Source organism: Geminicoccus flavidas, from assembly GCF_009806515.1.
Taxonomy (GTDB): domain Bacteria; phylum Pseudomonadota; class Alphaproteobacteria; order Geminicoccales; family Geminicoccaceae; genus Geminicoccus; species Geminicoccus flavidus.
Genome location: NZ_WUJP01000055.1, coordinates 1 through 10,695, shown reverse-complemented (window position 1 = coordinate 10,695; position 10,695 = coordinate 1). Strand labels below are relative to the sequence as shown.

Genomic DNA, 10,695 nt, shown 5'->3' with positions numbered 1-10,695 from the left:
TGCCGGCGTTGGAGCAGGTGCCCTGGATCATCAGAGCCCGGGCGCCGGGTCCCGGCAAGCTCAGAACTCGATCCCGGGCTGGGCCTTGATGCCGGCGCGGAACGGATGCTTGACCAGCTGCATCTCGGTGACGAGGTCAGCCGCCTCGATCAGCTCCGGCCTTGCGTTGCGGCCGGTAATTACGACGTGGAGGTCCGGCCGCTTGTCGCGCAGCACGTCCAGCACCTCCTCGATCGGCAGGTAGTCGTAGCGCAGCGCGATGTTCAGCTCGTCCAGGATCACCATCCGGACCTCGGGGTCGGCCATCATCTCCTTGGCCGCCTCGAAGGCCTGGCGCGCCAGTGCGATGTCCTTCTGCCGGTCCTGGGTTTCCCAGGTAAAACCCTCGCCATGGGCCACGAAGCGCAGCTGGTCCGGGAACTTGTCGAAGATCACCCGCTCGCCGATCTCGCGCGCACCCTTCACGAACTGGACGATCCCGACCCGGTAGCCATGGCCCAGTGCCCGCAGCACCATACCCCAGGCCGCCGTCGACTTGCCCTTGCCGGTGCCGGTATGGACCACGATCAGGCCCTTCTCCCCGGTCTTGGACGCATAGAGCGCGTCCTTGGCGGCCTTGATCTTCGCCTTCTTCAGGGCGTGGTCGCGGTCCTCGTCTCCGTCCGTGTCGCTCATGCGCCAGTCCCCCTGATGCCATAAGGCGCGGCCCAGCCCAGCCCATCCTCGGTGCGCCCGCGCGGCCGGTACTCGCAGCCCACCCAGCCAGCATAGCCCAGCCGGTCCAGCTCGGCGAACAGGTGTGGGAAGTTGACCTCGCAATCGTGCGGCTCATGCCGGTCCGGCACGCCCGCCACCTGGACATGGCCCACCTGGTCGATCTGCGCCTGAAGCCGCCGGGTGAGGTCGCCCTCCATGATTTGGCAGTGGTAGAAGTCCATCTGCACCTTGGCGTTCTTCGCACCCGAGCGCTCGATGAGCCGCCGGGCCTGGTCCTGCCAGGAGAGGAAATAGCCCGGCATGTCGCGCTGGTTGATCGGCTCGATCACCACGGTGATGCCCAGCGGCGCGCAGGCCTTGGCGACCTCGGCCAGGTTCGCGGCATAGGTCGCCTCCAGCTGCTCGCGCGGCAGGTCGGCGGGCGGGATCCCGGCCATCAGATGCAGGGTCGGGCAGCGCAGCGCCTCGGCATAGCGCAGCGCCTTCTCCACCCCGTCCATCAGCTCCTTCTCCCGGCCGGGCAGGCACGCCATGCCGCGCTCGCCCGCCGCCCAGTCGCCGGGCGGCAGGTTGAACAGCGCCTGGGACAGGCCGGCGCCGTGCAGGGCGCCAGCGACCTCGTCCACCGGGAACTCGTAGGGGAACAGGAACTCCACGCCCTTGAAGCCGCAGACGGCCGCCGCGGCGAACCGGTCAAGGAAGGCATGCTCGTTGAACATCATGCTGAGGTTCGCGGCAAAGCGCGGCATCTGCTGGCCTCCTGGTCCGGCTCGCTTGCTCCCCGTGAGCTAGCCTTGGCGGGCCTGCGTGCCAAGATGAAGTCACATGCGACGGCGCCTGTTCCTCTCCATCCTGCTCCCGGTACCGGCCCTGGCCCAGGACCTGCGCCAGGCGCTGGCCTTGCAGTTCCGGGCCGAGCTGGAGCCGTTCGGAGTCTGGGAGGAGCTACCGGGCCTGGGTCCAGCCTGGCGGCCGGACCAGGTGCCCGACGGCTGGCGGCCCTTCTCGACTGGTCGGTGGCGCTGGACGCGGGAGGCAGGCTGGTACTGGCAGGGGGACCCGCCGTTCTCAGCGCTGGCCGAGCATCGGGGCCGCTGGCGTCAGGTGGCGGGGCGCTGGTGGTGGCTGCCGGGCAGCCGCTTCGACCCGGCACCGGTGGCCTGGGCGGCACCCGGACCCGGCCGGATCGCGTGGGCGCCCCTTCCATCCGTGGGCGAACCGGCGGTCGGCTGGTCGGTCGTGCCGCTGGAAGAGCTGCCCCTGCTGCCGGTGCCGGCTCGCCCGCTGCCGGACGGCGACGGCCTGCGCCAGCGTGCCCCGCCCGATCCCGCCGAAATCGAAGCCGCCGGCGGCAGACTGCCGGAGCCCGTGCCGCTGGCGAGCCTCGCCACGGCAGAGGACGTGCGCGCCTGGTACGCCACGGACAGCCGCTCGGTGCGCGGGATCGGCACGCCCACTTTCCGCCCGCCGCCGTCCAGCCCGACGCCGGCCCCCAGCGGGCCGGCCGGTGCCGACGACGCCTGGCAGGCATTCGAGCGCCAGCGCCGCCTGGACCTGCTGGATGCCGAGCGCCGCCGGGAGCTGGACCGGGAGCGCGACCGCGACCGGCTGCGCTGAGGCCTGGAGCTTAGTGCCTGGCCAGGAACGCCTCGACCTCGGCCAGCGTCGGCGCACCAGGGCCGCCGCCCTTGCGGGTGCATTTCACCGCGGCGGCCGCCGAGCCCAGGCGCAGCGAGGCCTCAATCCCCATGCCCTGCGCCAGCCCATAGGCGAAGCCGCCATGGAACACGTCGCCGGCCCCCAGCGTGTCCACCACCTCGACCTGGAAGGCTGGCATCCGGCGCAACCAGCCGTCCTCCAGCCAAGCCACACCCTGCTCGCCCAGCGTGACGCCAACCCAGCCGCCATGGCGCTCCGCCACCTGGCGCAGGCCGGCTTCCGGATCCTCGATCCCGGTCAGGCTGCGCAGCCCCTGCCGGCTGAAAGCGATGTGGCTGGCGAGGTCCAGGATCTCCCGGCTGCCGGACTTGGGGTTGACGTCGAAGTCGACCACGCCCGGAATGCCATGCTCCCGCGCGGCCTTGAGCGCCGGGGCCGCCGCCATCGGGTAGATCGTGTCGGCCAGCACCGCCTTGAAACGTTCCATGGGCGGCATGTGCCTAGGCGGCTCGGCATGGAGGCGCTGGTCGGTATAGTTGACGATCTGCCGCTCGCCCTTTGGGTCGACCGCCACCGCGGAAAAGGACGAGACGCCGCCCGCCAGCCGCTCCACCGCCGAGACGTCTAGCCCGGCCGCGCGGAAGCCCTCCAGGATCGCCGTGCCGACCCGGTCCTCGCCCACCCGGGAGAGCAGGGCCGCCTCGCCACCGAGACGCACCGCCGCGAGCCCGCCGATCGCAGCCGGGCCGCCGATCGCCTCGCTCATGCCGTGGCCCAGCATCTTCTCGCCGCCGCTCGGCAGCTCGTCCACCTGGAAGATCACGTCGAGCACCAGCACGCCGACGCACAGGATCGCGGTCATTCAGTCAGCCCCCAGCCAGGATTTCGTTGTCGACTACCAGTTGGTGCGGTGGATCGCGTAGCGCGGCATGGTCTCGTAGCGCTCGGCCAGCTCGCGCACCCGGAGCGCCAGCCGGTCGGCCGGCAGGTCCTCGGGAAAATGCTCGGCATGGATGCCCTGCATGACAAAGCAGCTGTCCATTCCCATGCCGACAGCGCCCGCGATGTCGTGCTCCAGGCTGTCACCGACGCACAGGATCCGCTTGGGATTGATCCCCTCCAACACGGTGAGGCAGGCCTCGTAGATCGGCCGGTTCGGCTTGCCGAAGTAGTAGACCCGGCCGCCTAGTTCCTCGTAGCGCGCGGCGATCGTCCCGGGTGCGATCAAGAGGCCGTCGGCGCTCACCGCGATCCGGTCCGGGTTGGAGCAGATCATCGGCAGGCTCAGCGACGCCGCCTCCCGGAGCAGCGGTTCGTAGTCCTCCAGCGTCATGGGTGGGCTGTCGACGCCCGACAGATAGACGAAGTCGGCCTGAGCGGGGTCGCTGGTGAGATGGAGGCCCAGGCCCTCGATCACCTCCAGGTCGTTGTCGCGCGTGATCAGCAGCGCCCGCTTGCCGAATTCGGCAAGGCGCGGGTCCTTGCGGTCGCGCAGCCCCATCCACGCAGCCTCGCCCGAGGTGATCAGCCCGTCATAACTCTCCGGTGGGAAGCCCATCTCCAGCAGACGGTCCCGGTTCATCCGGGCGCGCCGGCCGCTATTGGTCAAAAGGCAGATGCGCTTGCCGGCGGCGCGCATGGCTTCCAGCGCCTCGACCACGCCGGGATAGGGAGCCCTGCCGTTGTGCAGCACGCCCCACTGGTCCAGAATGAAGCCATCGTACTGCTCGGCGATGCTGCCGAGCCCCTCCAGGATGCGGGGCTCGCTCATGGTTCCGGGCTCCAGTGACACGTTTCGGGGATGACAGGTGACAGGCGGTTACGACGGCTTCGGACTGGGCGGCAAGCGCGTTCTGGTGACCGGTGGCTCGATCGGCATCGGCGCCGCGGCGGCCAAGGCGTTCGCCGAGGCCGGGGCGAAGGTCGCGATCCACTACAACAAGAACCGGGAAAAGGCCGAGGCGCTGGCCGCGGAGCTGGGTGGTGCCCCGGTGTTCGGCGGCGACTTCTCCAGGACTGATCAGGTCAAGTCGGTGGTCGAGGGCGCCATCCAGACGCTGGGCGGCCTGGACGTGCTGGTGAACAATGCCGGCCACATGGTGGCGCGCTTCCCGCTCGCGGAGAGCGACGACGAGGCCTATGACCGGGTCATGGACCTGAACGCCCGCTCGGTGATGACCGCGACCCGCGTGGCAGTGCCAGCCCTGGTCGAGAGCAAGGGAAACATCGTCAACACCAGCTCGATCGCCGCGCGCAACGGCGGTGCCGCCGGTGCTGCGCTCTATGCCAGCGCCAAGGGCTTCGTCTCGACCTACACCAAGTCGATCGCCACCGAGCTGGCTCCGCAGGGCATCCGGGTGAACGCGGTCTCGCCGGGCGTGATCCACACCTACTTCCACGACATCTACTCCACGCCGGAGCGGCTGGAGCAGGTCCGCCAGCGCATCCCGATGCAGCGGCTGGGGGTGAGCGAGGACTGTGCAGGCGCGTTCCTGTTCCTGGCCTCGGAGAAGCTCGCCGGCTACATCACTGGCCAGGTGATCGAGGTGAACGGCGGCCAGCTGATGCCATGATCCATAAGGTTGCAGCGCCGGCAGATGTCGGCGCCGCAACCCGGGTGACAGGGCCGCGTAGGATACCCATCTAAGAAGGCGGAGCCGGTGCGCCGGTGATCCGGGCCTTCCCGGGCGGTCCGCCCCGGCTCCTGCCGGCGCGGTTCCGGGAGCGGAGCAGGGAGTATTTCGAGGATGACGGACCTTCAGACGGTCAGCCTCGATGACAAGTATCTGAAGCCCCGGGGCCGGGTGTTCCTCACCGGCATCCAGGCCCTGGTCCGCCTGCCGATGGAGCAGCGTCGCCGCGATCAGGCGGCCGGGCTGAACACCGCCGGCTATATCTCGGGCTATCGCGGCTCGCCGCTCGGCCAGTACGACCAGCAGCTCACCCGGGCGAAGAAGCTCTTGGATGAGCACCATGTCGTGTTCCAGCCGGGCGTGAACGAGGATTTGGCCGCCACCGCCTGCTCGGGTACCCAGCAGGCCGGGCTGGACGGCGAGAACAAGTATGATGGCGTGTTCGCCATCTGGTATGCCAAGGGTCCCGGCGTGGACCGCTCCGGCGACGCGCTGCGCCACGCCAACCTGTTCGGCACCGCCGCCCATGGCGGCTATCTCTGCCTGCTCGGCGACGATCATACCTGCGAGAGCTCGACTACGGCGCACCAGTCCGAGCCCGCGATGATCGATGCGATGATCCCGGTGCTGAACCCGGCAGGCGTGCAGGAGATCCTGGACTACGGCCTGCTCGGCATCGCCATGTCGCGCTATTCGGGCGCGCTGGTGGCTCTGAAGTGCGTGCACGACACGGTGGAGAGCACCGTGTCCGCCGAGATCGACCCGGCCCGCCTGCCGATCACGCTGCCGGACGACTTTCCGCTCCCGGAGGGCGGTCTGAACATCCGCTGGCCGGACACGCCGCTCGCCATGGAGGAGCGCCTCCACCGCTTCAAGCTGGAGGCGGCCAAGGCGTTCGCCCGCGCCAACCGGCTGGACCGGACCGTCATGGGCAGCGAGGACGCCTGGCTGGGCGTGGTCACCACCGGCAAGGCCTGGCTGGACACGGTCCAGGCCCTGGACGATCTCGGCATCGACGAGGCGCGCGCCCGCCAGCTCGGCCTGCGCGTCTACAAGGTCGGCATGAGCTGGCCACTCGAGCCGCGCGGCCTGGAGGAGGCGGCACGCGGCCTGTCCCGCCTGATCGTGGTCGAGGAGAAGCGCCCCCTGGTCGAGGACCAGGTCCGCAGCCTCCTGTACGGGCAGCCGAACGCGCCGGTCATCGAGGGCAAGCACGACCGGCTGGGCCGGACCCTGTTCCCGTCCTGGGGTGCGATCAACTCCAACCAAGTGGCGCTCGCGATCGGTCGTGCCCTGCTGGAGCGCACTCACGATCCCGAGCTGGCCCTGCGATTGGCCGAGGTCGAGGCCCGGGTCGCCGTGGTGACGGACGACCCGGCCATGCTGCGGCTGCCCTATTTCTGCCCGGGCTGCCCGCACAACACCTCCACGCGCGTGCCGGAGGGCAGCAAGGCCCGGGCCGGGATCGGTTGCCACTACATGGCCCAGTGGATGGACCGCGACACCGCCCGCTACACTCAGATGGGCGGAGAAGGGGCGTCCTGGCTGGGCGAGGCGCCGTTCTCCACTAGGCCGCACATCTTCCAGAACATCGGCGACGGCACCTTCTACCATTCCGGCTCGCTGGCAATCCGCGCCGCCATGGCCGCCAAGGCCAACATCACCTTCAAGATCCTGTACAATGACGCGGTCGCGATGACTGGCGGCCAGAAGATGGAGACCGCCAATCTCGACGTCGCCGAGGTGACGCGGCTGCTTCATGCCGAGGGCGTGCAGGAGATCCACGTCGTCAGCGACGAGCCGCACAAGTACCCGATCGGCTACGACCTGGCGGACGGGGTGAAGATCCACCATCGCGACGAGCTGGACGCGCTGCAGCGCCGCCTGCGCACCGTCCCGGGCGTGTCCGCGATCGTCTATGACCAGACCTGCGCCGCGGAGAAGCGCCGCCGCCGCAAGCGCGGCGAGTTCCCGGACCCCGACCGGCGGGTGGTGATCAACGAGCTGGTCTGTGAGGGCTGCGGCGACTGCGGCGTGCAGTCCAACTGCGTGGCGGTGCAGCCGGTCGAGACCGAGCTCGGCCGCAAGCGCCGGATCGACCAGTCCTCCTGCAACAAGGACTTCTCCTGCCTGAAGGGTTTCTGCCCGTCCTTCGTGACGATCGAGGGCGCGGTGCTGAAGAAGGGCGAGCGGCGCAACCTCACCGGTACCGCCGCCGACCTGCCGCTGCCGACCCTGCCGGCGATCGAGGGCACCTACGGGATGGCCGTCACCGGCATCGGCGGCACCGGCGTGGTCACCATCGCAGCATTGCTCGGCATGGCGGCGCATCTGGAGAACAAGGGCATCGCCGCGATCGACATGATCGGCCTGGCCCAGAAGGGCGGGGCAGTCCTCTCGCACCTGAAGATCGCCAACCGCCCGGACGAGATCGGCTCGCCGCGGGTCGCCGCCGGCGGGGCGAAGGTCCTGATCGGCTGCGATCAGGTCGTGGCCGCCAGCAAGCCGGCGCTCGCCACCGTCCGTGCCGGCGTCACCCGGGCGGTCGTGAACCTGGAGGAGACGTTCACCGGCGACTTCACCCGCAACGCCGACTTCTCCTTCCCGGCCGAGCGCCTGCGTCGTGCGATTACCAAGGCCACGGGCGAGGGCCGTGCCGAGTTCGTCGACGGCACGAGGATCGCCACCGGCCTGATCGGCGACAGCATCGCCACCAACCTGTTCATGGTGGGCTATGCTTGGCAGCGCGGCCTGATCCCGCTCGGGCTGGACGCCCTGATGCGCGCCATCGAGCTGAACGGGGTGGCGGTCGCGATGAACCAGGCTGCCTTCACCCTGGGCCGCCGCGCCGCCCACGATCTGGCCGCGGTCCAGGTCGAGCTCGCGCCGCCGCCCGTGCCCACCGCACCGCCCGCCGACCTGGACGAGCTGGTCGCCCGGCGCATGGCGTTCCTGACCGACTATCAGGACCGCCGCTATGCCGAGCGTTACGAGCGGGTGGTCAAGCGGGTCCGGCTGGTCGAGCAGACCAAGCTCGGCACCGAGACTCTGGCCCGCATCGTGGCCGAGAATCTCTTCAGACTGATGGCGTTCAAGGACGAGTACGAGGTGGCGCGCCTCTGGAGCCACCCCTCCTTCCAGGCCCAGCTCGCCCACGAGTTCCAGTCGACCGGGAAGCTTACCTTCCACCTGGCCCCGCCGCTGCTCGCCAGCCGCGACCACACGACCGGCCAGCTGCGCAAGTCGAGCTTCGGCCCCTGGATGCGCCACGCCTTCCGCCTGCTCCGCCACGGCAAGGCGCTGCGCTTCACGGCCTTCGACCCGTTCGGCCGGACCGAGGAGCGCCGCACCGAGCGCGCCCTGATCGGCCAGTACGAGGCGCTGGTCGAGGAGTTGCTGGCCGGCCTCACCCCCGCCAACCACGCGCTGGCCGAGGAGCTGGCCGCGATTCCGTCCCGGATCCGCGGCTTCGGCCACGTCAAGGAACGCAACCTGCGCACGGCCAAGGCGCGCGAGGCCGAACTGCTGGCCCGCTTCCGGGCCAGGCCGGAGCAGCCGGTGCTGGTCGCGGCGGAATAACAGGCAGCATGGCGAGGTAGTCGGCGAGCCTCGTCTCGTAGCGGGTAGCGATGCGGCGGCACTGCTTGAGGCGGCCGGCCAGACGTTCGACCTGATTGCGCTGGGCATAGGCGTGCCAGTCGATCAGCGCGCACGGGGATGACGCCGCCTCGCTCATCTCGCAGCGTCTCATCCCGGCCTATCCGGGAGCACGAACCGTTTTGGGAACGCGACCTTGGCGGCGGCCGGTCTCCACGAGGCGCCCTGCCTGGCCGCCAGCCTTTCTGGAGGACACCGACGTCAGCAGCTTGCGGAAGTTCGGACACTGCAAGTGCGACGGAGCCGGGCAGTCCGCGACATGACGAATCGCGTCCCGTAGCACCCGAAGTCTGGTGATCTGCCGGCCCAGCTCATCGGCCTTTGCATGGAGGTCCGCACGGGGAATGTTCAGCGTCTCGTCGTCGCCAAACATTCCCGCGATCTCACCAAGCGAGAAGCCCGCGACTTTCCCCAGCTCGATCAGCGAAAGCTTCAGGAGCACGCTCGGGTCGAACTGCCGCCGCAGCCCGTGCCGCCCCACCGACCGGATCAGGCCAATCTCTTCATAGTAGCGAAGGGTCGAGGGCGACACGCCAGAGCGCCCCGCGACCTCGCCGATATCCATCATGCTCATGCTTGACCTCAAGTTGGCTTGAACTCGCAGCGTGCTCCGATGCGATGATCGAGCCAAGGAGACAGGGGTATGCGTGAGGCAGAAGCCGCAGGGCGACGGGCATTCTGGTGCGACGGCCGGTCCGTCGCGCTGCTGATGGCAGCCTCGCTGACCGTCATGGCAAACGCGACGATCAGCCCGGCGCTTCCCGGACTGGAACGTCTCTTCGACGGCGACCCAAACGCGGCGATCCTGACCCGCCTGCTCGTGCCGGCTCCCTCGTTGATGGTCGCGCTCGTTGCCCCCTTCGCTGGGCTGCTGGCCGACCGGTTCGGAAGGAGACGCCTGCTCCTTGGCGGCGTGCTCCTCTTCGTCCTCTCCGGCTGCGCCGGGCTCGTGCTGCCCGACTTGCCGGCCATCTTCGCAAGCCGCCTCGTTCTCGGGATCTCGGTCGCCCTCGTGATGACCGCGCAGACAGCGTTGATCGGAGACTATTTCGAGGGCCAGCAGCGTAGTGCCTTCGCCGGGTTGCAGGTTTCGGCGCGAAATTTCGGCGGCTTCCTCTTCATCTCGCTGGCCGGTTGGATTGCGCTCCTGTCACCCCGCGCTCCGTTCGCGATCTACGCACTGCCGCTCGTCTTCCTCCCGTTCATGTGGCAGGGAATTGTCGAGCCGGCGTTGCCAGCGAGATCACGCAACGGCGCGGTCGAAGCTGAGGGCGAAGCGCATCGCGTGTGGATTCCGACCTTCGCGGCGCTCGTGCTTCTCCAGTCCGTCACGAACATGCTGTTCTTTCTCATGCCAACGCAGTTGCCCTTCCTGTTCGACGCGCGGGGCATCAACAGCGCAGTCATGACCGGAATGGCCCTGGGTGCGCTGACCTTGGCCGGCGGTTGCCTTGCCCTTCTCTATGCCCGGGTCGAGGCCAGGATCGGCCATGGTGGCGTCTTCGCCGTCGGCTACAGCGCCATGGCCCTGGGCTTCCTCCTGCTGGTCCTTTCGGAAGCCTTGCCCGTCTCACTCGGCGGCGCGGCCATGATCGGCAGCGGATACGCACTGGTCTCCCCGGCTTTTGTCCCGCTGGCGCTCGGAATGGCACCCGCATCACGCCGGGGTCTGGCGGGAGGAGTGCTGACGGCATCCATCTTCATCGGGCAGTTCGTTTCGCCGCTGATCAGCACGCCCTGGATCAGAAGCGTCGGGTATGAAGGGATGTTCTTCGGCGCCGCTTGCCTGCTCGCTGCCATGGCGATGGCTGCAACGGTGATCAGATGGGCGGGACCAGCATCATCGGCTTCAGCGCAACAGGCGGACGGAACCTAGGCGGGCCTGAAGCTGTCGAGGATCGCCGTCAGCATCCGTACGCCCTGGTGGATGGTCCGCTCATCCAGGCCGGCATAGCCCATCACCAGACCTGCGCTGTCAGGCCGGGCTGCCGGCTGCGCCGAGGCGTACAGGGGAGTGACGGGATAGAGC

General features: G+C 69.1%; 9 protein-coding genes and 1 pseudogene. 4 read left to right on the top strand and 6 right to left on the bottom strand.

Annotation, left to right across the window (positions count from 1 at the left end):
- Nucleotides 1-60: 60 nt before the first annotated feature.
- Nucleotides 61-675 (bottom strand): cob(I)yrinic acid a,c-diamide adenosyltransferase, encoded by a 615-nt coding sequence (cobO, locus tag EQG76_RS01505; RefSeq protein ID WP_159709969.1) that lies wholly within the window; start codon nucleotides 673-675, stop codon nucleotides 61-63.
- A complete protein-coding gene (gene otnI, locus EQG76_RS01500) occupies nucleotides 672-1,466 on the bottom strand; it encodes a 2-oxo-tetronate isomerase (protein ID WP_159709967.1) in 795 nt (264 codons plus the stop codon). The genes cobO and otnI overlap by 4 nt, the downstream gene beginning before the upstream one ends.
- A 76-nt stretch (nucleotides 1,467-1,542) precedes the next feature.
- Here otnI and EQG76_RS01495 point away from each other — a divergent pair, with 76 nt between their 5' ends.
- Nucleotides 1,543-2,334, top strand: coding sequence for a DUF6600 domain-containing protein (locus tag EQG76_RS01495; RefSeq protein ID WP_159709965.1), 792 nt, complete (start codon nucleotides 1,543-1,545; stop codon nucleotides 2,332-2,334).
- A gap of 10 nt (nucleotides 2,335-2,344) precedes the next feature.
- Here the strand turns inward: EQG76_RS01495 and EQG76_RS01490 are convergent, their stop codons facing one another.
- Nucleotides 2,345-3,238: a PfkB family carbohydrate kinase gene (locus EQG76_RS01490; RefSeq protein WP_159709963.1), complete on the bottom strand. Its 894-nt coding sequence runs from the start codon at nucleotides 3,236-3,238 to the stop codon at nucleotides 2,345-2,347.
- Between the two features lie 33 nt (nucleotides 3,239-3,271).
- Complete coding sequence (locus EQG76_RS01485) at nucleotides 3,272-4,147, bottom strand: TIGR01459 family HAD-type hydrolase (RefSeq protein WP_159709961.1); 876 nt, start codon at nucleotides 4,145-4,147, stop codon at nucleotides 3,272-3,274.
- Between the two features lie 37 nt (nucleotides 4,148-4,184).
- On the opposite strand from EQG76_RS01485, the gene EQG76_RS01480 reads away from it, so the two are divergent.
- The gene (locus EQG76_RS01480; RefSeq protein ID WP_159709959.1) at nucleotides 4,185-4,949 is read left to right on the top strand and encodes an SDR family NAD(P)-dependent oxidoreductase; all 765 of its coding nucleotides are present in this window, start codon (nucleotides 4,185-4,187) and stop codon (nucleotides 4,947-4,949) included.
- 174 nt (nucleotides 4,950-5,123) lie between these two features.
- A complete protein-coding gene (locus EQG76_RS01475; RefSeq protein ID WP_159709957.1) occupies nucleotides 5,124-8,588 on the top strand; it encodes an indolepyruvate ferredoxin oxidoreductase family protein in 3,465 nt (1,154 codons plus the stop codon).
- Nucleotides 8,589-8,592: 4 nt separating this feature from the next.
- Here the strand turns inward: EQG76_RS01475 and EQG76_RS32005 are convergent.
- Together EQG76_RS32005 and EQG76_RS01465 are read right to left on the bottom strand one after the other, a co-directional pair.
- Nucleotides 8,593-8,709, bottom strand: a pseudogene (locus EQG76_RS32005) (IS5-like element ISMra2 family transposase); the annotation flags it as partial.
- 57 nt (nucleotides 8,710-8,766) lie between these two features.
- Nucleotides 8,767-9,240, bottom strand: coding sequence for a helix-turn-helix domain-containing protein (locus EQG76_RS01465; RefSeq protein WP_159709953.1), 474 nt, complete (start codon nucleotides 9,238-9,240; stop codon nucleotides 8,767-8,769).
- Nucleotides 9,241-9,309: 69 nt separating this feature from the next.
- Here EQG76_RS01465 and EQG76_RS01460 point away from each other — a divergent pair, with 69 nt between their 5' ends.
- Nucleotides 9,310-10,542, top strand: a complete 1,233-nt coding sequence (locus tag EQG76_RS01460) for an MFS transporter (protein WP_159709951.1) — start codon at nucleotides 9,310-9,312, stop codon at nucleotides 10,540-10,542.
- Nucleotides 10,543-10,695 lie beyond the last annotated feature (153 nt).